Source organism: Janthinobacterium sp. UMAB-60 (assembly GCF_900095235.1).
Taxonomy (GTDB): Bacteria; Pseudomonadota; Gammaproteobacteria; order Burkholderiales; family Burkholderiaceae_D; genus Janthinobacterium.
Map to the genome: position 1 here is coordinate 98,237 of NZ_LT607494.1, position 24,454 is coordinate 122,690.

Below are 24,454 nucleotides of genomic sequence, written 5' to 3' on the forward strand. Positions count from 1 at the left end.
CGCGCGGCCCGGCCGCCGCCCGCGTGATGCGGCTGACATTGCGGCACACGGTGGGCACGAGGATGCAAACGCTCTGCACGCAGTACACGAGCCCCCTTTCCTGCATCTGCTCGCTCCAGCCTGAGCGCGTGACATTGCGGCAGACGCGGCCCGGCCCGAAATGCATGTCGCTGATGCGCGCATCGTAATTGCCCTTGCCGCGGATGGCGTCGCGGCTGATGACGACGATTTCATCGTACTGGCGCGCGCGCATGCGCGCCTTCAATTCTTCGCGCACCTGCGGCGCGATGTCCGGGTACCTGTCCACTGCTGCAACGACATCTCCCATGAACGGGTCGGCGCCCGGGCGGTTCCAGCTGCAATGCTCCAGCACGTCGGCCCGTGGTGCCCCTTTGGCATAGGCGGGCAGTGGCGCCAGGGACAACATGCCAAGCAGGCAAGCCGTTCCCAGCATGCTGACGGCCGCGATCCATGAATGGTGTCTCATTTTTAGTTTCCTCGTGAAAACAATATCAAAATTGAATTTTTATGCGAGTTCGGATGTTATCACCGAAGAAACTGTAGTATCAACAAATAAATAAAATAATTACAATTATTGTTGTGTTTATTCTTATGGTATTTAAAGAAATAATTGATATTTTTATCTCGATAGGCGAACGCTTGCCGTGCAGGTGATTTGATTGCGAGGGGACAATGCGAGCGGCCCGCGCTGGGCGGGCCGTGGTGGTGGTGCTGGAGGAAGGATGTTGAGCGAGCTGGCGCCGCAGCGCCGATCGCCTGTCGCGCTAGAAAGTGCCCCGGCAGGCAGGTGCGTCGAAGCGGGGATAGCCGATGGCCGGCAACTTGTGCAGCCAGGCGAGCACCACGGTGCGCGCACCTTGGGCATCGTGCGGCTGGCCGTCACGCTGCAGATCCGCGGCGAGCGTGGCCAGCTCGGTGCAGATGGGCTGCTTGCCAGCCTGCGCGGCCAGCAGCGATGCCAGCAGTTCCGGCAGTACGTCCGCCGCTGGCGCCGCCTGGCGCGTGGCGCGATAGTGCTGCCAGTAGCGCTCGGCGGCATCGCCATCAAAGCTGGGGACGAAACCGAACGTGGCGTCATCGTGGTGCAGGCGGTACACGGTGGGAAAATAATGCGGACCCGTCAGTTCGCCAGGGAAGCGGTCGCGCCGCAGGACGTCGATGGCCAGCGATCCGTCGCGCTCCACGCGCACGGCACTGGGCGAATCGAACTGGTCCACGCTCACCATGCTGGGCGAGTTGCCTTGCATGAAGATGATCTTTTGCGTGTAATGGCGCCCGCCCAAGTGGCCGCACAGGGCCACATAGCTATCGTTGAGGACGGTGACGGCCGCAATGGCGCCGCAGCCCGGCTGCAAGCGGGTGTTTTCCTGCCACGCGGGACCTTGATCGGCGGCGCGCACGATGCTGATGCGGCCCACGCTGGCGCCATGCAAATCGCCCGGCGCCGTTTCGATGCGCTCGTCGAAGCGCACCGTGTAGCCATTGCTGTGGACTTCGCCAGCGTACGCCGCCATGCCCTGCAGCAGGGCCAGCGCCAGAAGCAGAGGTTTCATCAGGTCAATCCATGGAACAGCACGATATCGACCAGCTCGCCCGTGGCCACATTGCCTTGCGCTGCATGCAGCACGATCATGCAATTGGCTTGCGTCATCGAGCGCAGGATGCCGGAGCCTTGCGCCCCCGTCACGCGCACGTGCTGGCGCCCGTCCGCACCGCGTTCGACGATGCCGCGCTGGTATTCCGTGCGGCCCCGTTTCTTGCGGATCGGTGCTTGCGCCGCCACTTGCAGCAGCGGCAGGGTGGCCGTGTCCGCATCGGCGCCCATCATGCGTAGCAGGGTCGGGCGGGCGAGGAAATAAAACGCCGCCATCACGGCCACGGGGTTGCCGGGCAGGCCCAGCAGCAAGGCCGTGTCGCCTTCGCTGGCAATCCGGCCAAAGGCCATGGGGCGGCCCGGACGCATGTTGATCTGCCAGAAGGCCACTTCACCGAGGCGCGCGAGGATGTCGCGCGTAAAATCGGACGCGCCGCTGGACACGCCGCCCGAGGTGATGATGACGTCGGCCTTGGCGCAGGCGCCGCGCAGGGCCGCTTCCAGCGCTTGCGGATTGTCCTTGACGATGCCCATGTCGAGCACTTCGCAGCCCAGGCGGGTCAGCATGCCCAGCAAGGTGTAGCGGTTGCTGTCGTAGATGCAGCCCGCGTCCAGTGGTTCGCCGATCGAGCGCAATTCGTCGCCCGTGGAAAAGAAGGCCACGCGCAGGCGGCGGCGCACGGGCACGGTGGCGATGCCCAGCGAGGCGAGCAGACCCAGTTCGGCCGGACCCAGGCGTTTGCCCTGCAGCAAGGCCGGTTTGCCCTGCATCAAGTCTTCGCCCTTGAAACGGCGGTTGTCGCCGGTGCGAATGCCATCCGGTGCCAGCGTGATGCTGCTTGCGCTGGCCTGGCGCACCAGTTCCTGCGGCACCACGCTGTCGCAGCCGTCCGGCATGACGGCGCCCGTCATGATGCGCGCGCATTGTCCGCGTTGCACGGCCACCGTGCCGGGACGCCCGGCCAGGATGGTGTCGACCACGGCCAGGGTCAATGGGGTACTTCCGCCCAGGTCGGCGCCATGCAGCGCATAGCCATCCATGGCGGAATTGTCGTGCGCGGGCACGCTGATGGGCGAGATGATGTCGGATGCCAGGATGCGCTCGAACGCCTGCGGCAGCGGCAGTTGTTCCACATCGGCGACGGGCGCGACGCTGTCGGCCAGGATGGCTTGCGCCATCGGCACGCTCAATCCCTGCGCCTGCAGGGCGGCCAGCTCGTCCGGCGTATTGATGTTGCCGAACGCGGCGTCATCCTCGAACACTACCTCGGCCAGCTTCAGGGGGCCGTGCCAGGTGCGCATGCGGCGTTCTCCGCCGAGCAGATACGCGTCCAGCTGGGGCAAGGCCGAGGTTTTTACCAGGCAAAAGACGGGATGCGGGCGGCGCACGGTCGATCCCGTCGCCGGGTCGATCTCTTCGGTGACGGCGATGGCCAGGTCGGCATTGTTTTGCGTCAAGCCGGCGGCCAGGCGCGCCGCCAGGTCCGGCGGCAGCAGGGGCGAGTCGCACGGCACCGTCAGCAGGTAGGGCGTGCCGGCATGTTGCATGCCGCTATGCATGCCGGCCAGCGGGCCCAGCTGGCCCGGCAGTGCGTCCGGCCACACGGGCAGGCCGAAGCGCGCGTAATCGCCGGCATCGGCGTGGACGCTGATGGCCAGCTGGCCCACTTGCGGCGCCAGGCGCTGCAGCACGTGGCGCGCCAGGGGCTGTCCATGCAGCGGCAGCATGCCCTTGTCGCGCTGGCCCATGCGCGTGCCGAGGCCGCCGGCCAGGATCAGGCCGGTAATGTCGTGTGTGTTGATCATGTCAGGTAGGAAGTGGGTGCATGCGCCATGGTAGCAGCGGCGGGCGCGCGCCGCGCCCGATTCAGCCGCCGATGTACGACATTTCCACTTTCTTTTTACCGTGCTCAAGCGTGGTGCCCGTCAAATCCGTCTGGCTGGTGCGCAATTGCGAATAGCGGTCGGTGCGGCCGCGCCACAGTTGCGCCACGGCCGAGGAAATTTCCGCGTCGCTATGGCCGCCGCGCAGCAGGCTGCGCAAGTCGTGGCCGCTGCTGGCGAACAAACACGTGTACAGCTTGCCCTCGGTCGAGAGGCGGGCGCGGCTGCAATCGGCGCAGAACGCTTGCGTGACGCTGGAAATGAGGCCGATTTCGCCGTCGCCATCGGCGTAGCGCCAGCGCGCCGCCGTCTCGCCCGTGTAGTTCGGGTTGATGGGCAGCAAGGGCATGTGTGCACCGATGCGGCGCACGACTTCAGCGGACGGGATGACTTCCTGCAAGTTCCAGCCGTTCGAGGCGCCCACGTCCATGTATTCGATGAAGCGCAAGATGTAGGGCGTGCCCTTGAAGTGGCGCGCCATGGGCACGATTTCCTGCTCGTTCATGCCGGCCTTGACGACCATGTTGATCTTGATCGGCCCCAGGCCCGCCGCGTGCGCCGCGTCGATGCCGTGCAGTACGTCGGCCACGGCGAAATCGACGTCGTTCATGCGCTTGAAGGTGGCGTCGTCGAGCGAGTCGAGCGACACGGTGACGCGGTTCAGGCCCGCATCCTTGAGCGCCTGCGCCTTTCTGGCCAGCAGTGAACCGTTGGTCGTCAGGGTCAGGTCCAGCGGCTGGCCTGACGGCGTGCGCAGGGCGGCCAGCATGGCGATGAGCTTTTCGATATTTTTTCGCAGCAGCGGTTCGCCGCCCGTCAGGCGGATCTTTTCCACGCCGTGCGCGACGAACAGGCGCGCGATGCGCGTGATTTCCTCGAACGACAGCAAATCCGTGTGCGGCAGATACACGTGGTTCTTGTCGAACACGTCCTTGGGCATGCAATACACGCAACGGAAATTGCAGCGGTCGGTAATCGAGATGCGCAAGTCGTGCAGGGGCCGGCCCAGGCTGTCGGCCACGCTGCCGCTGGGACTTTCCAGCCGCGCGGGGATCGCCAAGGCTCCATTGCGGGCCTCGGCGAGGTAGATAATCTTGTCAGCCATGAAAGGTGATACCACTTACGTTAAATCGGTCAAGGCAGATACGATAGCACGAGGCCGAAGATGGCACAGGCGAGCAGCAATTTGATGGTGCCCACTTGAAACCTGATCAGCGCCACGCCGGCCGCCAGCGCGATGAGCATCGCCAGCCAGTCCCAGTGCGGCACGGGTGTTTCCAGCCAGAAGACGTGGCGGCCAAAGAACAGGGCCAGGCTGGCGATGACGCCCACCACGGCCGCCGAAATGGCCGTCAGCGGTGCGCTCAGGCGCACATTGCCGCGCGACGCTTCCACCAGCGGCGCGCCGGCCAGGATGAAGATGAACGAGGGCAGGAAGGTGAACCAGCTGGCGACGAGCGCGCCGCACACGCCCGCCAGCCACAGGTGTTCGCCGGCGATGCCTGCGGCATGGCTCCAGCCGCCGACAAAACCGATGAAGGCGACGATCATGATCAGGGGGCCTGGCGTCGTTTCGCCCAGCGCCAGGCCATCCATCATCTGCGCGCTCGTGATCCAGTGGTAATGGTCGGCGGCGCCCTGCACCAGGTAGGGCAGCACGGCATACGCGCCGCCGAACGTCAGCAGGGCCGCCTTGCTGAAAAACACGCCCATCTGCGCCAGCGGCTGGTCCACCCCGCCCAGCAGCGCCAGACCCAGCCAGGTGATGCAAGCCAGGGCCAGGCCCACGGCGGCCGTGCCCAGCAGACGTGGCCATTTGAGCTGCGCGTGCTCCGGCGTGGGCGTGTCGTCATCGATCAGGGCGGCGCCGTAGCGGGCCGCGCCGCCATGCGAGGTGCCGCCGGCCTGAAAATGGGCCGGCAGCCAGCGCCCGCCCGCCATGCCCAGCAGGGCGGCGGCGAGCACGATCAGCGGAAATGGCAGCTGTAGCACGGCGATGGCGATAAATGCGCCCACCGCGATGGCCGTCAGGCCGGGGCTGCGCAAGGTGCGCCGCCCCAGGCGCCAGGCGGCCGCCAGCACGATGGCGACGACGGCCGGCTTGATGCCGTACAGGATGCCGGCGATGGCGGCCACGTGGCCGTAGGCCATGTAGAGCCAGGACAGGATGATCAGCACCCCCAGCGAGGGCAGCAGGAACAGCAGGCCCGCTACCAGGGCGCCGCGCGTGCGGTGCATCAGCCAGCCGATGTAGATGGCCAGCTGGGTCGCTTCCGGCCCCGGCAGCAGCATGCAGTAATTGAGGGCGTGCAGGAAACGCTGTTCGGAAATCCAGCGCCGCTTTTCCACCAGTTCCGCATGCATCATGGCGATTTGCCCGGCCGGGCCGCCAAAGCTGACGCAGCCCAGCTTGAGCCAGTACCAGAAGGCGCTGCGCAGGCTGACGGGGGCGGGGCGGGGAAGGTTGGCGTTCTCGTGCATGGCGGCTGGCTGGCAAAGGTGGGGACGTAAAAAAGGGGAAGCCTGAGCTCCCCCTTTCATCATTGGCGGCTGGGCGAACCCGGCGCGCTTATGGACGTTGCGTGTTGACCTGGATCAACGGCTCATCCGATTGCGGCGGCAATGGCTTGCGTTCGCGCGGCTTGCGCACGGGAGCGACTGCCTTGGCGGCCGCTTCCTGCGCCAGACGCAGTTTTTCCGGGTCGGTGGCCGCCAGGGTCAGGCCGGCCGAACCGAGCACCGCGCTCAAGTCCAGCGGCGCTGCCACGGGTGCTGGAGCGACGACAGGTGCCGGCGCTGGAGCAGGGGCGGGAGCAGGAGCAACGTCGGCAACCACCGGAGCGGCTTCCACCACGGCAGGCGCCGTTTCAGCCACTGGCGCTGGTGCTTCCTCGATCACGGCGACGGCTTCCACCAGCGGCGCAGCTTCCACCACTGGCACGGCTTCGACGATGATTTCCGCTGGAGCTGGAGCTGGTGCAGCTTCCGCTTTCTCGACAAAGCTGTACTCGGCAGCAGGTGCCGGTTCGGCAGCGGCTGGTTCAGCTTGCGCTGCAGCCACTTCGACAGGGGCTTGCGCTACGACCGGTTCAGCAACTGGCGCGGCTTCTTCGACCTTGGCGATATCGACCACCTTGGCCACTTCGACCACTTCAACCACTTCCACGACGGCAGCTTCCACTGGCGCAGCGACGGCGACGACAGCGGCGGCAGCCACGACGGCGACTGGGGCAGCATCAGCGGCCGCTTCCGGCGCCGGAGCGACCGTAAAGCTGATCACTGGCGCGTCCTGGCCTTCGTTCTCGCCGTTTGCCGATTCGATCAGCTCGCCCGTTTCGCGGTCGCGGCGGTTGCGGTTGCGGCCACCACGACGACGACGGCGGCGCGGTTCTTCGCCTTCCACGTCATTTTCCGTCTCTTCGCCTTCAGGACCGGCATTTGCCGGCGCTTTCAGCAAGCTCGTTGGTGCTGCATCAGCGTCCGGACCGTTTGATGCCACGACCACGTTGATGGCGCTGGCGCTGGCGCCAAGCAGGGCCAGTTCGTCAGCTTTCACTTCAGCAACAACAGCCTTGTCGGCGCGTGGTTCACGGCCTTCGCGTGGCTGGCGTGGCGGACGTTCGGCGCGTTCCGGGCGCTCTGCGCGCTCAGGACGTTCCGCGCGTTCAGGGCGCTCGCCCCGTTCGCGTGGTGCTGCCGTTGCCTCGCCCGCTTCACGCGGTTCGCGTGGCGGACGCGGTGGGCGTGGCGGACGGGCCGCCTTTTCCAGTGCTTCCGCTTCCTTCGCGGCGTCGTCCAGGGCTGGACGGGCCTGGCCTGGTTCGCGTTCTTCGCGGCCAGGCTTGCCGTTGCGGCCACGGCCACGCGGACCACGGCTGTTGCGGTCGCCACGGTCGGCGCCGGCAGGCTTGGCTGGTGCGGCAGGGGCGGGCGCTGGCGCCACCGGTGCCGGGGCGCCGGTGAAGAAGCTGATGATCTTGGCGATCAGGCCTTGTGGTGCGGCAGGCGCGGCCACCGGGGCTGGTTTCGCTTCGACGGGCTTGCGCTCGACCAGCGGTGCCGGCTGGTCAGGGGTGATCGTCTTGACGACGGCTTCCTGGCGCGGCTTGGCTTCTTCCTTCTGGCGCTTGCTGTAAGCCATGTCGGTTTCAGCACTTTCGGCCAGGTTGTAGCTGGCCTGGCTGTCTTCCAGACGCGGATCGTCGTGCTTGATGCGTTCCAGCTTGTAATGCGGCGTTTCCAGATGCTTGTTCGGGATCAGGATCACGGCGATGCGGTGGCGGTTCTCGATTTTGAGTACTTCGCCGCGCTTTTCGTTCAGCAGGAAGGCGCCCACGTCCACAGGCACTTGCACGTGGATGGTGGCCGAGTTTTCCTTCATCGCTTCTTCCTGGATGATGCGCAGCACCTGCAGGGCGGACGATTCCGTGTCGCGGATGTGGCCGGTGCCGGAGCAGCGCGGGCACGTCACGTGCGAACCTTCGGACAGCGAAGGGCGCAGGCGCTGGCGCGACAGTTCCATCAGGCCGAAGCGGGAAATCTTGCCCATTTGTACACGGGCACGGTCATGGTGCAGCGCATCTTTCAGGCGCTGTTCCACTTCGCGCTGATTTTTTGCCACTTCCATGTCGATGAAGTCGATGACGATCAAGCCACCCAGATCGCGCAGGCGCAGCTGGCGGGCCACTTCTTCGGCCGCTTCGCAGTTGGTGTTGAAGGCGGTCGTCTCGATGTCCGAACCGCGCGTGGCGCGGGCCGAGTTGACGTCGACGGACACCAGCGCTTCGGTGTGGTCGATGACGATGGCGCCGCCCGATGGCAGCGGCACGGTGCGGCTGTACGCCGTTTCAATCTGATGTTCGATCTGGAAGCGCGAGAACAGCGGCACGTCGTCGCTGTAGCGTTTTACGCGGTGCACCATGTCGGGCATCACGTGGCTCATGAACTGGTGCGCCTGGTCGTAGATCTCGTCGGTATCGATCAGGATCTCGCCGATGTCGGGCTGGAAGTAGTCGCGGATGGCGCGGATGACGAGCGACGATTCCTGGTAGATCAGGAAAGCGCCGTTGGCCGACTTGCCGGCGCCTTCGATGGCGCGCCACAGTTGCATCAGGTAATTCAAGTCCCACTGCAGTTCATCGACGTTGCGGCCGATGCCGGCGGTGCGGGCAATGACGGACATGCCAGCTGGCAAGTCCAGTTTATCCATGGTTTCGCGCAATTCCTGACGCTCTTCCCCTTCCACGCGGCGCGATACGCCACCGCCACGCGGGTTGTTCGGCATCAAGACCAGGTAACGGCCGGCCAGCGAGACGAACGAGGTCAGGGCGGCGCCCTTGTTGCCGCGCTCTTCCTTTTCGACCTGGACCATGATTTCCTGGCCTTCGCGCAGCGCTTCCTTGACGGAAGCGTTACGCACATCGACGCCTTCGCGGAAATACGTGCGGGCAACTTCCTTGAAAGGCAGGAAGCCGTGGCGGTCTTCGCCATAGCTGACGAAGCACGCTTCGAGCGATGGCTCGATGCGCGTGATGACGCCCTTGTAGATGTTGGATTTGCGCTGTTCGCGCCCGGCTGTCTCGATATCGATGTCGATCAGTTTCTGTCCGTCGACAATCGCTACGCGCAGTTCTTCTTGCTGCGTGGCATTAAACAACATGCGTTTCATTTTTATAACTCCGCGACCCGTAGGCCATCTCAAATCCGCTTCCGGGGAAGCGGCGAAAGTACAGGGATATATGCGAGAACGGGAGTGCTGGCGGGGGAAATGCCCAGGCGTGCGGAGCAACAACGCGTACGAGATATGCGTTACGGCCGCAACAGGCGCGGTGAGGTCAATCGTCATGCCGAGTGCACAGGACACTTGCAACTCATCTGAAACAGCCCGGATGAGAATGAACTGCATCGGGGGCAGAGAATGCAAGTGGTCAGCAAATTCAGAGCCAAAATCGTTAGCCGGCTCATTACAGGGATCGCGATGGCGAGGCTTGGCCTCAGCCTATCATCGACAACCCTCAGTATTTGGCCACATACGGGGTTTGGCGAAAACGGCAAGCGTTATCAACTTCATCAACCCGCGAGCCCGACTCGATAAGTCGCGCTAACGGGTACTTATCCTTATAATCCCACACTCACTTCAGCATCTCCACGCCTTATCCGATTACAACTACGGTGCAACCTTGATTCGCGCGGGGATGGTGCATATACATTTTTTTCCACCGAATTTGCAATTTGGCGAGGCCGGTGGAGACGCCCCTGTGTAAAATGTGCTTTTATTCTTACACTCGCAGCAGCCAGGGCCGCAGCAAAAACAATTATATATTCAAAATGAAGGACTTAGAGAGATTTCTGGGAAGACATAGTAAATGAAGAGTCAAAATGATGTTGTTCCCCCTTCAACACCCCCGGTTCAGCCGCAAGCCCAATTCGTAACGATCGCCGAGGAAGAAGCAGGCCAGCGTATCGACAACTACTTATTAAGAGTGTGCAAGGGAGTGCCTAAAAGCCACATCTACCGGATCTTGCGATCGGGAGAAGTGCGGGTTAATAAAGGCCGTATCGATCAGTTGTACCGTCTCGTCGCCGGCGACGTGGTGCGCATTCCACCCGTGCGCGTGGCCGAAAAGGCCCCCACGGGTGCGCCGGCCGCCGAATTCAAGATCATTTTCGAAGATGCGCAGCTGCTCGTCATCGACAAGCCGGCCGGCGTGGCCGTGCATGGCGGTTCGGGCGTCTCGTTCGGCGTGATCGAGCAATTGCGCGCTTCGCGCCCCGACGCCAAGTTTTTGGAACTGGTGCATCGCCTGGACCGCGACACGTCCGGCTTGCTGTTGCTGGCAAAGAAGCGCACGGCGTTGACGAATTTGCATGAACAGATGCGCGACGGCCTCACGGACAAGCGCTACCTGGTGCTGGTGGCAGGTGACTGGAAGAATGCGCGCCAGCATATCAAGCTGCCGCTGCATAAATATACGACGGCCGAAGGCGAGCGCCGGGTGGCCGTGCAGGCTGATGGCCTGGCGTCGCATACGGTGTTTTCACTGTTGCATAAATATCACAACTTCGCCTTGCTGGAAGCGGAATTGAAGACGGGACGCACGCACCAGATCCGCGTGCACCTGTCCTCGTCCGGTTTCGCCATCGCCGGCGACGATAAATATGGCGACTTTGCCCTCAACCGTGCCCTGTTGAAAGCCGACAGCACGCGCGGCGCCCTGAAGCGCATGTTCCTGCACGCGCACCAGATCACGTTTACGCATCCCGAGACGGGCAAGACGATGACCCTGAATGCGCCGCTGGCTGCCGAATGCGAGCGTTTCTTGGTAAGCTTGGGCAAACCATTGGCCGTTGCCGCACGATAGTTATCAAACGCGTGCGCGCGACACTACTCACAAGGTAGTCAGTCGCCATCATTCATTCTCAAGGAGCCGGCGGCTTTGCCGTCGGGAAACATGGCAAGAAAGCAATTTGATCTGATCGTCTTCGATTGGGACGGTACTTTGATAGACAGTACCTCGACCATCGTCAAGTGCATCCAGGCGTCGGCGAAAGACCTGGGCTTGCCAATTCCCACCGAGTTGCTGGCTTCGCATGTGATCGGCCTGGGCTTGCAGGAAGCCATGCAGCTGGTGATGCCGGATGTCGAGCCGAAATTCCATGCGCGCATGGCCGAGCGCTATCGTTATCACTATCTGTCGCGCGACCATGAGCTGACCCTGTTTCCCGGCGTACAGGAAATGCTGCAGGAACTGTCGCAGCAGGCGTATTTCCTGGCGGTGGCCACGGGCAAGAGCCGTGTCGGCCTGAACCGTTCGCTGAATGCCGTCAAGCTGCTGTCGCTGTTCGATGCGACGCGCTGTGCCGATGAAACGTTTTCCAAGCCCCATCCGGCCATGCTGCAGGAGCTGACGCGCGAACTGGGGCAGGATATGCGCCGCACCGTGATGATCGGCGACACCAGTCATGATTTGTTGATGGCAAGCAATGCAGGCGCGGCCGGTATTGCCGTAGAGTATGGGGCGCATCCGGTGGAGCAATTGCAGGCTTGCAACCCCCTGTATTCGGCCGCCACGGTGGCCGATCTGCACCAATGGCTGAGCGAGCACGCATGATGAGCGATGTTGTCGACGTATTCATTTGTGCCGCCGATGCGGTGGCCGATGGCGGCAAGGGCGTGCGCTTTCCCGTCTCGGCCGGTGGCGAGGCGACCACGGGCTTTGTCGTGCGCCACGGTGGCAAGGCATATGGCTACCTGAACCGCTGCGCCCACGTGCCGATCGAACTGGACTGGGCCGAGGGCGAGTTTTTTGAGTCCAGCGGCTTGTACCTGATGTGTTCGACGCATGGCGCCATCTATGTGCCGGAGAGCGGCTACTGTGCGGGCGGTCCCTGCAAGGGCGGCCGCTTGCGTCCGATACCCGTGACCGAGCGCGATGGCCAGCTGTACTGGCAGCCCGACGAGTATGTCCAGCCGCTGCCGGCCTGAAGCCAGGCACAGGCATTATTGCAATTTAAACAAAGTGAACCATGAGCGATAACACGAATGACAAGCTGGACAGCAGCGCGCCAGCCGCCGGCCACGGCGCCCCTGCGGGGAACTGGGAGCGCGACGTGCTGGAAAAGCTGGTATTTGCCACTTTGCAAGAGCAACGCGCGCACCGCCGCTGGAGCATCTTTTTCAAGGTCTTCGGCCTGCTGATCGTGCTGTTCGCGCTGTGGGTGTTTTATGACTACAACACGGCCGACGACAGCGAAACCCTGGGTCGCCACACGGCCCTGATCGATATCAGCGGCGCCATCGAGTCCGAAGGCAGCGGCTCGGCCGCCGTCGTCATCCCCGCGCTGGACAAGGCGTTTTCCGATGCCGGGTCCGTGGCCGTGGTGCTGCATATTAATAGTCCGGGCGGCAGTCCCGTACAGGCCGGCATGATCGTCGACGAGATGCAGCGCCTGCGCAAGGGCTATCCGGACAAGCCCTTGTATGTGGTGGTCGATGAAATGTGCGCCTCGGGCGGCTATTACATCGCCGCCGCCGCCGACCGCATTTACGTCAACAAGGCCAGCGTGGTCGGCTCCATCGGCGTGCTGATGGATGGCTTCGGCTTTACGGGCGTGATGGAAAAGGTCGGCGTCGAGCGCCGGCTGCTGACGGCGGGCGAGAACAAGGGCTTCATGGACCCGTTCAGCCCCCTGACGGAAAAGCACAAGGCGTATGCGCAAGGCATGCTCAATGAAATCCACCAGCAATTCATCGACGTGGTGCGCACGGGACGGGGCAAGCGCCTGAAGGAAACGGCCGATACCTTCTCGGGCCTGTACTGGACCGGGGCGAAAGCCGTGGAAATGGGCCTGGCCGACGATTTTGGCACGGTCGACAGCGTGGCGCGCGATGTCGTCAAGGCGGAAGACATCGTCGACTACACGCAGCATGAAGGCTTGCCGGAGCGGGTGCTGAAGAAATTTGGCGCCGCCATGGGCGCCGGCGCCATGAAGGCGGCCGTGCGGCAGTCACAACCGGCGTTGCGTTGAAGGCATCACTCTTGGCTGGCAGGCAAGCCAGTCGAGAATGATTTTCAATAAGGTGGTAATTTGGCTTGAAAAAGGCGCTGCTTGGGCTATAGTGAAAGCGTAGTTCTTTTCAAGGAGGGGCGATATATCAACTATGTTGTCAGTACTAACTTGATTGGCAGGTCTTGGAACTACTCGCCGCATCGCAGATGTGGTTTTGAGTGAATTTACATTCCTCACTGAAGTCCCGATGGGGCTTGGGAACGGCGGCGCAATGCCGCCGTTTCCTTTTGTGCGTCGTCCATGCCGGGTGGGCTGGCATCGCGCAATGCGTGATCTGGTCTGGCTGGCAAGGCAGGCATGCGGGGGCAGGGCATGGCGGGTCCGATGGCGGCGCGCTCAGGCGGCGCAGCCGTTACAGTGCGCGGGCAGGGGGGCCGGCTCCGCTGCCGTGCCGCCGCCGGAGCTGGCGCTGATGTCGGGCGGCATGTCCGCCATGGCGGGTGCGCTCACCTTGTCGGCTGCCGCATCCGCGTGCGCAAAACCGCCCAGTTCCAGCCAGCACATGAAATGACATTGCGCCTCGGCATGCCAGTGCGTCTGGCTCGCTGGCGATGGCGGCGCGTCCGCCTTCTGCGGCGCAGGGGCGTTGCGCCAGCGCGCCACGCCGAGTCTGACCTTGTGCATGGCCGCTTGTTCCGTGGCGATGCGCTGGCGCATGTCGGCGATGCTGCCTTGTAAGGCGATGGTATCGGTATGCTTCATACGATGTCCTTGTGGGTCGTTGTCTGGTTATTATTCCTAAAGCTCGTTAGGCGGATTCCTAACGAAGTTTCAGTCTATCAACGCGATATTCCGAGCGCTTGATATATCTCAAAGGAATTGGCCATTTATATCGAAATCTCACCTTGTGCATCGCCGTATCTGTGCCTGCGCAAGGCCGGTGCGCGGTGCGCCGGCTGGCGCAGGCGGCGCGCCCCGCCGCTTCACGCTGCCAGCCGCTTCTGGTAAAGTCACGCCCATGAGTAAATTATCCCTAGACCGCATCCTGCAATCGCAGGGTTTTGGCACCCGTAAATATTGTCGTTCCCTCATCGAAGATGGCGATGTCGTCATCGATGGCGTCACCCAGACCACTTATCGCACCACCGTCGAGACCGAAGGCCTGGTGCTGCACGTGTTTGAAGAAGAGTGGGTGGTCCGCCAGCACCTGTACCTGGCGCTGAACAAGCCGGCCAACTTTGAATGCTCGCGCAAGCCTAGCCATCACCCTGGCGTGCTGACCTTGCTGCCGGAACAGTTCACCTGGCGCGAAGTCCAGCCCATCGGCCGGCTCGACCACGATACGACTGGCATGCTGTTGATGTCCGACGATGGACCATTTATCCATGCGCAATCGTCGCCGAAGCGTCACGTTCCCAAGATTTACCAGGCCACCACGCAAGAGCCCGTGACCGATGAACTGGTGGCGCAGCTATTGGCTGGCGTGCAACTGCACGACGAACCGGCCCCGCTGGCGGCCCTCGTCTGCGTTCAGCGCGGAGAATTCCAGCTGGAAATCGTGCTCGAACAAGGCAAATACCACCAGGTCAAGCGCATGCTGGCTGCCGCTGGCAACCATTGCAGCGCGCTGCACCGTTCCGCCATCGGCGGCCTGACGCTGGAGTCGCTGGGCATCGCCGAAGGCGAGTGGTGCTACCTGACGCCCGAGCAGATCGCTCTCCTCGCGTAACACTCTCCTGCCTGTCAAAGCCGGGAATATCCCGGCTTTTTGGCGTCTTTAGCCTGCATTTGACGAAGTTTCCCGCACATGAAATTAGCAACCCTGAACGATGGCACGCGCGACGGCCAGCTGGCCGTCGTCTCGCGCGACCTGAAAACGGCGCACCTCGCCGACGGCATCGCCTCGACCCTGCAAAAGGCGCTCGACGACTGGAGTTTCATCGCGCCCCAGCTCGATTTGCTGTACCAGACCATCAACAGCGGCCGCGGCCATCGCGCCTTCGACTTCGACCCTGCCAACTGCATGGCGCCCTTGCCGCGCAGCAGCTTGCGCGTGGCCGGCGCATCCTACCTGCAGCAGATCGAACGCGCCTGCAAGGCGGCGGGCGTTGACGCGCCCGCCAACTTGCGCGAGGCGCCGCGCATGTACCAGGGCGCCAGCGACGATTTCCTCGGCGCCCACGACGACATCACCCTGGCGCACGAGCAGTGGGGCATCGATTACGAGGCGGGCATCGCCGCCATCACGGACGACGTGGCCATGGGTGCCACGCCGGACCAGGCGCACCTGAACATCAAGCTGTTGATGTTGGTCAACGACATCACCCTGCGCAACCTGGCGCCCGACGAGCAGGCCAGCGGTTACGGCTACCTTCAATCGAAGCCGGCCATGGCTTGCTCGCCGCTGGCCATTACGCCCGACGAGCTGGGTGACGCCTGGCGTGGCGGCAAGGTGCATTACGCCTTGCGCTGCAGCCTGAACGGTAAATTGACGGGCCAGCCCCACGCGGGCGCCGACATGGCGTTTAATTATCCGCAATTGCTCGCCCATCTGTGCCGGACGCGCCACGCGCGCGCCGGCAGCGTGGTCAGTGCGGGCGGTGTCGCCAACAAGGAAATCAAGAAGGGATTTTCCAGCATCGTTGAGCGACGTAACCAGGAGATGATCGCCGATGGCGTCGCCAGCACGCCGTTCCTGTTGTTTGGCGATATTGTCCGCATCGAGATGCTGGGCGATGACGGCAAGTCCCTGTTTGGCGCGATAGAACAAACGGTGAAACAGGCCGAGGCGCGCAAGTCCCGCTAAGTTTCTTATAGGCAAAGGGAAATACAGGGGATTTGTCCCCCTGTTCCGCCGATGGCGTGCGCCCGCTTGAACCGATAATGTCTCATGCCCAGTCCGTATTGCGCCTAATCAGGCTGCAGGACTTCACCGGAGTTGATTGATGTCGGAAGACAGCGACGCAGAAAAGACCGAAGCCGCGTCACCGAAGCGCCTCGAGCAGGCGCGTGAGGAAGGCGACGTTCCGCGATCGCGTGAAGTGGCCACGTTTACGGTGTTGATGGCGTCCGGCTGCTGCCTGTGGTTTGCCGGCGACGCCATCGTGCGCCGGCTGACGGCCGTCATGGTGTCCGGCCTGACCCTGGACCGGGAGCAAATCCTCAATCCCGATGCGATGATGTTGCGCATCGGCTACGACGTGGGCTCCGTCTTGCTGACCTGCCTGCCGTACGCCGCGGCCATCATGCTCGTCGCCCTGGCCTCTCCCGTGCTGGTGGGCGGCTGGCTGTTCAGTTCCAAGGCGTTCACGCCCAATTTTGGCAAGCTCAACCCGATTCGCGGCCTGGGCAATATGTTTTCGAAGAATGCGCTGGTGGAATTGCTCAAGGCCGTCGCCAAGACCATCGTCGTCGGCGTCGTCGCCTGGATGGTGATGCAACATCAAAAGGATGCCGTGCTGGGCCTGTCGGTCGAATCCCTGCGCGCCGGTTCGGCCCATCTGATCAGCCTGCTGATCACGGCCTTCCTGATGATTGTGGGCGCGCTGGGCCTGATCGCCGCCATCGACGGCCCGTACCAGATGTGGCACTACGCCAACAAGATGAAAATGTCCTTGCAGGAAGTCAAGCAAGAGTCGAAGGAGTCGGACGGCAATCCGCAGATCAAGGCAAAAATTCGCCAGATGCAGCATGAAATGTCGCGCCGCCGCATGATGGCCGACGTGCCGACGGCCGACGTGGTGGTGACCAATCCTACCCACTACGCGGTGGCCCTGAAGTATGGCGAGAATTCGCGCGGCGCGCCGCAGGTGGTGGCCAAGGGCATCGACGAGGTGGCGGCGAAGATCCGCGAACTGGCGGGCGAACACAAGGTCGCCATCCTGGAAGCGCCGGCCCTGGCGCGCGCGCTGTACAAGCACACGGACATCGGCGACGAGATCCCCGAGGCCTTGTATGGCGCCGTGGCCGAAGTGCTGGCCTACGTGTTCCAGTTGCGCAGCTACGGCAGCGGCCACGGCCAGCGTCCCGACAAGCCGAAGAAACTCGACGTGCCGCCCGAGCTCGATCCGCTCGACCCCGCATCGCAGACCAAAGCCGCAACCGACGCGGCAGACAAGAATAAAGGAAGTACACCATGAACGGCCTGAGATTGCCAGCCTGGCTCAGCGGTATGAGCAGCAACGCCAGCAAGGGCATCGCCGCGCCGATCATCATCATCATGCTGCTGGCGATGATGGTGCTGCCGCTGCCGGCCTTCATCCTCGACATCTTCTTCAGTTTCAATATCGCGCTGTCCATCATCGTGCTGCTGACGGCGCTGTACACGGTCAAGCCGCTCGACTTCATGGCCTTCCCGACCATCCTGCTCGTGTCGACCATGCTGCGCCTGTCGCTGAACGTGGCGTCCACGCGCGTGGTGCTGACGGAAGGCCATACGGGCGCCGACGCGGCCGGTAAAGTGATCGAGGCGTTCGGCCACTTCCTGATCGGCGGCAACTACACGGTCGGTATCGTGGTGTTCATCATTTTGACGATCATCAACTTTACCGTCGTGACCAAGGGTGCGGGCCGTATCGCCGAGGTGGGCGCCCGCTTCGCGCTGGACGCCATGCCCGGTAAACAGATGGCCATCGATGCCGACCTGAACGCCGGCCTGATCGGCGAAGACGAAGCGCGCCGGCGCCGCACGGAAGTGGCGCAGGAAGCGGAATTCTATGGCGCCATGGACGGTGCCAGCAAATACGTGCGCGGCGACGCCATCGCCGGCATCATGGTTACCGTCATCAATATCGTCGGCGGCTTGCTGGTGGGCTTGTTGCAGCACGACATGGGCTTTGCCGATGCGCTCAAGAACTACACCCTGCTGGCCATCGGTGACGGCCTGGTGGCGCAGATTCCTTCGCTGATCATTTCCACGGCGGCCGGTATCGTCGTCTCGCGCGTGGCCAGCGACCAGGACATCGGCACTCAGCTTGTGGGGCAGCTGTTCGCGAAACCGCAAGTACTGTATATCACCGCCGGCATCATCGGCGGCATGGGCTTGATTCCCGGCATGCCGAACATGGTCTTCCTGCTGCTGGCATCATTGCTGGCCGGCTCCGCCTATTTGATCAGCAAGAAGCGCACGCAGGAAAAAGCGGCGGCCGAGAAGCCGGCCGACGTGCCGCAAGCGACCGTGGCGCCCGAGCAGGAAGAAGCCAGCTGGCAAGATATCATGCCCGTCGATACCCTGGGCCTGGAAGTGGGCTACCGTCTGATTCCCCTGGTCGACAAGACGCAGGGCGGCGAATTGCTCAAGCGCATCAAGGGCATCCGCAAGAAATTTGCCCAGGAAGTGGGTTTCCTGGCGCCGCCCGTGCATATCCGCGACAACCTGGAGCTCAAACCGTCCGCCTACCGCATCACCCTCAAGGGCGTGGAAGTGGGCGTGGGCGAAGCGTTCAACGGGCAGTTCCTGGCGATCAATCCCGGCATGGCCAGCGGCACCTTGCCGGGCCTGGCCACCAGCGACCCCGCGTTCGGCTTGCCCGCCACCTGGATCGACGCGAGCTTGCGCGACCAGGCGCAATCGATGGGCTACACGGTCGTCGATGCGGGCACCGTGGTGGCCACGCACCTGAACCACCTGATTACCTCGCACGCTTCCGAACTGCTGGGCCGCGCGGAAGTGCAGTCGCTGCTCGACCACCTGGGCAAGGATGCGCCGCGCCTGGTGGAAGACCTGGTGCCGAAGATGCTGTCGCTGTCGACCTTGCAAAAAGTGCTGCAGAACCTGCTGGCCGAGGGCGTGCACATCCGCGACATGCGCAGCATCATCGAAACCCTGGCCGAGCATACGGTCAATACGCAAGACCCGAACGAGCTGACGGCGCTGGTGCGCGTCTCCTTGGGCCGCGCCATCGTGCAGCAACTGTTCCCCGGTGCCGCCGAATTGTCCGTGATGACCCTCGACAGCCGCCTGGAGCGCCTGCTGATGCAAGCCATGGGCAACGGCGGCGACGGCGCGGGCATCGAGCCGGGCCTGGCCGATACCATCGCCCACCAAGCAGGGCTGGCCGCGCAGCAGCAGGAGGCGCTGGGCCTGACGCCGGTGCTGCTGGTGCCGGCGCCGCTGCGCGCCCTGTTGTCGCGTTTTCTACGCCGCGCCTTGCCGCAGCTGAAAGTGCTGTCGCATGCGGAAGTGCCGGAAACCAAGACCATCCGCGTCACGGCGCTGGTGGGCGCGCAGTAGTTGACATGGTTAATGCCGGGGTCAGCCCCGGCGGGGGAGTGCGTCTCAATGAGATGCACTCCGGTCGTGAGTGACTGACCCCAGCTCTTGCTTCCACCATTTTTGCTTATTTTTTCATCAATTTCCTGCTGGCAAACTGAATAACGGGTACTTTCCCGTCCTGTTCCTTCGATCATTTCCTCCAAGCATCGCTAATAATGGAAACTGTCCGGGTGATCTGTGTCCATGTGGAAGACAGCATCCAAGCAACAGGAGTCGACGATGGTCACACAGTTCAGCCTATATTGCGCCACCCCCGCCCTGGGAGGCCGGTCATGAATGTGAAGAAATTTACGGGCGCCTCGTCGCGCGATGCGCTGCGCAAGGTGCGCGAAGCGCTGGGTCCCGATGCCGTCATCCTGTCGAACCGCCAGGCCGATGGCGTGGTGGAAATCCTCGCGCTGGCCAATGACGATGCCGCTTCGCTGGCGTCGCCGCCGGCCGCGTCCGAAATGTCCCAGCCCCGTCCCCAGTTGCAGACCCAGTTCGCCACGCCGCAGCGTCCGGCCGCCCCGGCCCAGCGCCCGGCTGCGCCACGTCCTGTCGCGCCGCGCCAGGCAGCCGGCGAGCCAGTGGACATGGCCCGCATGCAGCAGATGATGGCCAGCGCGCTGGCGCACGTCAAAGAGAACGCCGCCGCCGAGATGAGCGGCATGATGAATGAAATCCGCGCCATGCGCGGCATGATGGAAACCCAGCTGGCGGAAATCTCGTGGGGCTCGACGCAGCAGCGCGAGCCGCAAAAAGCCGTGGTACTGCGCGAAATGCTGGCCGCCGGTTTCTCGGCCAGCCTGGCGCGCTACCTGATCGACAAGCTGCCCGCCGGCCTCGATGGCGCGCAAAGCATGCGCTGGATCAAGACCGTCCTCAGCCGCAACCTGAATACGGTCGCCAATGAAGACGCCATGCTGGAGCAGGGCGGCGTATTCGCCCTGGTCGGCCCGACCGGTGTCGGCAAGACCACCAGCACGGCCAAGCTGGCGGCCCGCTGCGTGATGCGCCACGGCCCGGAAAAACTGGCCCTGATCACCACGGACGCCTATCGTATCGGCGCGCACGAACAGCTGCGCATCTACGGCAAGATCCTCGGCGTGATGGTGCATTCGGTGAAGGATGAAGCGGACTTGCGCATCGCCCTGAAAGAATTGAAGAACAAGCACACGGTGCTGATCGATACGGTGGGCGTGAGCCAGCGCGACCAGATGGTGACGGAGCAGGTGGCCATGCTGTCGGGCGCGGGCGCCGACGTGAAACGTTTGCTGTGCCTGAACTCCACGGCGACGCAGGAAACGCTGAATGAAGTGGTGCGTGCCTACCAGGGCAGCGGCCTGGCCGGCTGCATCATGACCAAGCTCGATGAAGCGGCCTCGATCGGCAATGTGCTCGACGTGGTGATCCGCCAGAAACTGAACCTGTTTTATGTGTCGAACGGCCAGCGCGTACCGGAAGACCTGTACCTGGCCGACCGCGGCTACCTGATCGACCGCGCCTTCAAGCTCAAGCGCGATGCGGCGGCGACGCAGTTTTCCGATGCCGAACTGCCGCTGTTGATGGCGCAAGCGGCCGCCCGCAACAATGAAGCGCGCGGGGTGCGCCTTGGCTAATTTCGATTTCGACCAGGCCGAAGGCTTGCGCCGCATGCTGGCCGGCCCGCAGCCGCGCGTGATGACATTTTTATCGGCCACGCCGCAGGACGACAAGGGCGCCATGCTGGTCAACCTGGGCGCCTCGCTGGTCTACGGCGGCAATGACGTGCTGCTGCTCGACGCCAGCGGCGGCAGCGATGGCGTCGCCGCGCGCCTGGGACTGGCGCACGGCGCCAGCCTGCGCGACGTGGCGCGCCAGCAATGCGGCCTGAACCAGGTCATCCACCAGGTGCCGCAAGGCTTCGGCGTGGCCAGCCTGGGCGCGCGCAACCACCTGATGGACAGCATGGATTATGCGGGTGCGGACGAACTGCGCCGCCTGGGCAAGACCTTCGAGGTGCTGGCGCGCCAGAGCGGCATCGTGCTGGTCGACGGCGTCATGGCCGACGAGGGCGATTGCTTCCCCGTGCCGCTGATGGCCTCGTCCGATATCGTGGTGCAAGTGTCGACCAGCGCCACTTCGATCAAGGCGGCGTATTGCCTGATCAAGCGCCTGAGCCAGGAGCTGGGACGCCGCCCGTTCGGTATTCTTGTCACCGGCGCTTCCGAATCCGAGGCAAAAGTGGTATACGATAATATGGCGCAGGCGGCGAGCCGCTACCTGGCCGTGAAACTGACTTCGATGGGATCGGTGCCTGCCGATGAGTATCTGCACCGCGCGGCGCGTCTGGGCCGCAGCGTGGTCGATGCCTTTCCGCTGGCGGGAGCCTCGGTGGCGTTTCGCGGACTGGCCGAGCGACTGGCCCGTTCCGCGGCGCCGGTGCTCGGTGGCACCTTGTACCAGACGGGGAGTCCGCATCAGTTCAGCGTCTGAATCCATCATCAGCACACGATAGCAGTTAAAACAATAAGCAGCCTATGTACACGGTCAAAGGGAAATCGAACAAGGACTATTTGCTGACGGAGCACATTCCGTTGGTGAAGCGTCTGGCGCACCATATGAAGGCGAAATTGCCGCCTTCGGTCGAGGTCGATGACCTGATCCAGGCCGGCATGATCGGCCTGCTCGACGCCATCAGCCGCTATGAAGAGACGCATGGCGCGCAGTTCGAGACGTATGCCGTGCTGCGCATCCGCGGCGCCATGCTCGACGAATTGCGCACCAGCGACTGGCTGCCGCGCAGCATGCGCCAGAACATGCGCAAGATCGAAGAGGCGATGAGCACCTTGCAACAGCGCCTGGGACACCCGCCGACGGAGTCGGAAGTGGCGAAACTGCTGAAAATGTCGCTGGTCGATTACCAGGAAATGCTGGGCGACGGCGGCGGCCACCAGTTGCTGTACTACGAAGACTTTCATGACCCGGACGGCAATGACAGCTTTCTCGACCGCCATTGCGTGGACGAGGACAGCGACCCCTTGCGGTCCCTGCTCGATACCGATTTCCGGCAATCCGTGATCGATGCCATCGACGCGCTGCCGCCACGCGAGAAAATACTCATGGGCCTGTACTACGAAGAAGAGCTGAACCTGAAGGAGATCGGCGCGGTGATGGGCGTGTCCGAATCGCGCGTCTCGCAGCTGCATACCCAGGCCGTCGCGCGCCTGCGCGCAACCTTGAGGGAGCTGGCGTGGACTGGTCCAGCGTAATCGGGCTGGCGCTGGCGCTGGCGGGCCTCCTGGTCGGCCAGGCACTGGAAGGCGGCAAGATGGCCTCCCTGCTGCAGCCGGCCGCCTTTGCCATCGTCATCGTCGGCACCTTCGGCGCCGTGCTGCTGCAAACGCGGCTGCGCACCTTCGTGCGCGGCCTGGAAATGCTGCGCTGGGTCTTCCTGCCGCCAGCCGACACGCGTGCCGCGCTGGCGCGCGACATCGGGCAATGGAGTTTGACGGCGCGCCGCGACGGCACGCTGGCGCTCGAACGCCTGATGGAAAACACGGCCGACCGCTTCAATGCCAAGGGGCTGAGGATGATCGTCGACGGCATCGCGCCCGACAAGCTGCGCCAGCTGCTCGACGTGGAAATCTCCGCCTACGAAATGGCCGAGCGCCAGGCCGTCAAGGTGTGGGAATCGGCGGCCGGCTATTCGCCCACCATCGGCATCCTGGGCGCCGTGCTGGGCCTGATCCACGTGATGGAAAACCTCACCGACCCGAGCAAACTGGGCAGCGGCATCGCCGTGGCGTTCGTCTCGACGATTTATGGCGTCGGCCTGGCCAATCTGCTGTTCCTGCCGGTGGCGAACAAGCTCAAGGCCATCGTCTCGCGCCGCGTGCTGCAGTATGAAATCACGGCCGCCGTGCTGTACGACATCGCCACGGGCGACCACACGCGCATCATCGAAGAGCGCGTGGCCAGCCTCTTGCACGAGCATTGACCATGATGCGGCGCGCGCGCAGGAAGTATGACGAGGAACCGGACAACCAGGACCGCTGGCTGATCTCGTATGCCGACTTCATCACCCTGCTGTTCGCCTTTTTCGTCGTCATGTATGCGATTTCGCAAGTCAACGAAGGCAAATACCGCGTCTTCCAGAACGCCATCGGCCAGGCCTTCAGCCTGGAAAAGGGCGCGCCGCCCATCATCATGGAAGCGCCGCAAGCGATCCCGCTGCCGAATCCCGCCCTGAAACGCCGCACGGAAGCCATCCGCCGCGAGCGCGAACACATGACGCGCCTGGCGCAGGACCTCACGTCCACCCTGGCGCCGCTGGTCAAGGAAGGCAAGGTGCGGGTCACGCAGACGAGCCGCGGCGTGAGCGTGGAAATCAATGCCAGCGTACTGTTCGACCCGGGTGCGGCACGCCTGACGATGGAGTCGGACCAGGCCCTGCGCGCCGTTGCCGTGCTGCTCAAGGATGACACGCACGACGTGCAGGTGGAAGGACATACGGATGTCCAGCCGATCAGCAATTCCAATTTTGCCTCGAACTGGGAATTGTCGGCCGCGCGCGCCAGTGCCGTGGTGCGCCTGTTCATCGCCAGCGGCGTGCAGGCGTCGCGCCTGACGGCCGTGGGCCACGCCGACAACATCCCCGTGGCGCCGAACGCCACGCCGGAAGGGCGTGCGCGCAACCGCCGGGTCGCCGTGACGATTTTGTCGGGCATCCCTGAGACGGTGACGGAAGTGCCGACGGCGCCGGCGCCGGCCAACTGAACCCTGCCGCTTGGTACAATCGCGGCCTTCTCCCTTTTTATCTCTTCCTCATGAAAAGCAGCTCCCTGGGCGGTCTCGTCTACTCCACCGAAACGGGCCGCATGTGTCCCGCCTGCCGCCAGCCGCTGGCGCAATGCGCGTGCAAGGCGCAAGCCAAGGCGGCACCAATCGGCGATGGCGCGGTGCGCGTGTCGCGCCAGACCAAGGGCCGCGGCGGCAAGAGCGTCACCGTGGTGAAAGGCCTGGCGCTGGACGCCATCGCGCTGGCCCTGCTGGGCAAGCAGCTGCGCGCGCAATGCGGCTCGGGCGGCACCGTCAAGGATGGCGTGATCGAAGTGCAGGGCGACCATGTCGACACCATCCTTGCTGCGCTGACCAGGCTGGGTCACCAGGCGAAAAAAGCCGGCGGCTGATTGCCCGCGCCGCGTGCG

At 63.6% G+C, this 24,454-nt stretch carries 21 protein-coding genes; 14 read left to right on the top strand and 7 right to left on the bottom strand.

The window, feature by feature from the left end:
- The 6 genes from K0F86_RS19920 to K0F86_RS19945 all read right to left on the bottom strand — a co-directional run.
- Positions 1–487, bottom strand: a 487-nt coding sequence (locus K0F86_RS19920) for an MHFG family PEP-CTERM protein (protein WP_219135979.1), incomplete at its 3' end; no start/stop codon positions are given.
- A gap of 298 nt (positions 488–785) precedes the next feature.
- Complete coding sequence (locus tag K0F86_RS19925; RefSeq protein WP_219135980.1) at positions 786–1,574, bottom strand: hypothetical protein; 789 nt, start codon at positions 1,572–1,574, stop codon at positions 786–788.
- Entirely contained in the window at positions 1,574–3,421 is a 1,848-nt protein-coding gene (gene glp, locus K0F86_RS19930) for a gephyrin-like molybdotransferase Glp (RefSeq protein WP_219135981.1), read from the bottom strand. Before glp ends, K0F86_RS19925 begins: the two co-directional genes overlap by 1 nt.
- Positions 3,422–3,482: 61 nt before the next feature.
- Positions 3,483–4,604: a GTP 3',8-cyclase MoaA gene (gene moaA, locus K0F86_RS19935; RefSeq protein WP_257572255.1), complete on the bottom strand. Its 1,122-nt coding sequence runs from the start codon at positions 4,602–4,604 to the stop codon at positions 3,483–3,485.
- Between the two features lie 29 nt (positions 4,605–4,633).
- Positions 4,634–5,980 carry a chromate efflux transporter gene (gene chrA / locus K0F86_RS19940; RefSeq protein WP_219135982.1) on the bottom strand — a complete coding sequence of 449 codons (1,347 nt, stop codon included), beginning with the start codon at positions 5,978–5,980 and terminating at the stop codon, positions 4,634–4,636.
- Positions 5,981–6,068: 88 nt separating this feature from the next.
- Positions 6,069–9,167 carry an Rne/Rng family ribonuclease gene (locus tag K0F86_RS19945; protein WP_219135983.1) on the bottom strand — a complete coding sequence of 1,033 codons (3,099 nt, stop codon included), beginning with the start codon at positions 9,165–9,167 and terminating at the stop codon, positions 6,069–6,071.
- 697 nt (positions 9,168–9,864) lie between these two features.
- On the opposite strand from K0F86_RS19945, the gene K0F86_RS19950 reads away from it, so the two are divergent.
- The 4 genes from K0F86_RS19950 to K0F86_RS19965 all read left to right on the top strand — a co-directional run bounded on the left by K0F86_RS19950 (position 9,865) and on the right by K0F86_RS19965 (position 13,027).
- Complete coding sequence (locus K0F86_RS19950) at positions 9,865–10,860, top strand: RluA family pseudouridine synthase (protein WP_219135984.1); 996 nt, start codon at positions 9,865–9,867, stop codon at positions 10,858–10,860.
- Positions 10,861–10,950: 90 nt separating this feature from the next.
- Complete coding sequence (locus tag K0F86_RS19955; protein WP_219135985.1) at positions 10,951–11,610, top strand: HAD-IIIA family hydrolase; 660 nt, start codon at positions 10,951–10,953, stop codon at positions 11,608–11,610.
- Positions 11,607–11,984 (top strand): Rieske 2Fe-2S domain-containing protein, encoded by a 378-nt coding sequence (locus K0F86_RS19960; RefSeq protein ID WP_219135986.1) that lies wholly within the window; start codon positions 11,607–11,609, stop codon positions 11,982–11,984. Before K0F86_RS19955 ends, K0F86_RS19960 begins: the two co-directional genes overlap by 4 nt.
- Before the next feature lie 41 nt (positions 11,985–12,025).
- On the top strand, positions 12,026–13,027 hold the full coding sequence (locus K0F86_RS19965; RefSeq protein ID WP_219135987.1) for a S49 family peptidase: 1,002 nt from the start codon (positions 12,026–12,028) through the stop codon (positions 13,025–13,027).
- Between the two features lie 378 nt (positions 13,028–13,405).
- On the opposite strand, the gene K0F86_RS19970 is transcribed toward K0F86_RS19965, so the two are convergent.
- A complete protein-coding gene (locus K0F86_RS19970) occupies positions 13,406–13,771 on the bottom strand; it encodes a hypothetical protein (RefSeq protein WP_219135988.1) in 366 nt (121 codons plus the stop codon).
- A gap of 256 nt (positions 13,772–14,027) precedes the next feature.
- On the opposite strand from K0F86_RS19970, the gene K0F86_RS19975 reads away from it, so the two are divergent.
- The 10 genes from K0F86_RS19975 (at position 14,028) to K0F86_RS20020 (ending at position 24,436) form a co-directional block, all read left to right on the top strand.
- Positions 14,028–14,738, top strand: a complete 711-nt coding sequence (locus K0F86_RS19975; RefSeq protein WP_219135989.1) for a pseudouridine synthase — start codon at positions 14,028–14,030, stop codon at positions 14,736–14,738.
- Between the two features lie 78 nt (positions 14,739–14,816).
- Positions 14,817–15,815, top strand: a complete 999-nt coding sequence (locus K0F86_RS19980; RefSeq protein ID WP_219135990.1) for a fumarylacetoacetate hydrolase family protein — start codon at positions 14,817–14,819, stop codon at positions 15,813–15,815.
- 139 nt (positions 15,816–15,954) lie between these two features.
- Positions 15,955–17,148, top strand: a complete 1,194-nt coding sequence (flhB, locus tag K0F86_RS19985; RefSeq protein WP_219135991.1) for a flagellar biosynthesis protein FlhB — start codon at positions 15,955–15,957, stop codon at positions 17,146–17,148.
- A complete protein-coding gene (gene flhA / locus K0F86_RS19990) occupies positions 17,145–19,241 on the top strand; it encodes a flagellar biosynthesis protein FlhA (RefSeq protein WP_219135992.1) in 2,097 nt (698 codons plus the stop codon). Before flhB ends, flhA begins: the two co-directional genes overlap by 4 nt.
- Before the next feature lie 314 nt (positions 19,242–19,555).
- Positions 19,556–20,884: a flagellar biosynthesis protein FlhF gene (gene flhF, locus K0F86_RS19995; protein WP_219135993.1), complete on the top strand. Its 1,329-nt coding sequence runs from the start codon at positions 19,556–19,558 to the stop codon at positions 20,882–20,884.
- Positions 20,877–21,740 carry an antiactivator of flagellar biosynthesis FleN protein gene (locus K0F86_RS20000; protein WP_219135994.1) on the top strand — a complete coding sequence of 288 codons (864 nt, stop codon included), beginning with the start codon at positions 20,877–20,879 and terminating at the stop codon, positions 21,738–21,740. Before flhF ends, K0F86_RS20000 begins: the two co-directional genes overlap by 8 nt.
- A 44-nt stretch (positions 21,741–21,784) precedes the next feature.
- Positions 21,785–22,516: an RNA polymerase sigma factor FliA gene (locus K0F86_RS20005; protein ID WP_219135995.1), complete on the top strand. Its 732-nt coding sequence runs from the start codon at positions 21,785–21,787 to the stop codon at positions 22,514–22,516.
- Entirely contained in the window at positions 22,498–23,244 is a 747-nt protein-coding gene (locus tag K0F86_RS20010; RefSeq protein ID WP_101482416.1) for a flagellar motor protein, read from the top strand. Before K0F86_RS20005 ends, K0F86_RS20010 begins: the two co-directional genes overlap by 19 nt.
- Before the next feature lie 5 nt (positions 23,245–23,249).
- Positions 23,250–24,023 (top strand): flagellar motor protein MotD, encoded by a 774-nt coding sequence (gene motD / locus K0F86_RS20015; protein WP_219136081.1) that lies wholly within the window; start codon positions 23,250–23,252, stop codon positions 24,021–24,023.
- Positions 24,024–24,073: 50 nt separating this feature from the next.
- Positions 24,074–24,436, top strand: a complete 363-nt coding sequence (locus tag K0F86_RS20020; RefSeq protein ID WP_219135996.1) for a translation initiation factor Sui1 — start codon at positions 24,074–24,076, stop codon at positions 24,434–24,436.
- Positions 24,437–24,454 lie beyond the last annotated feature (18 nt).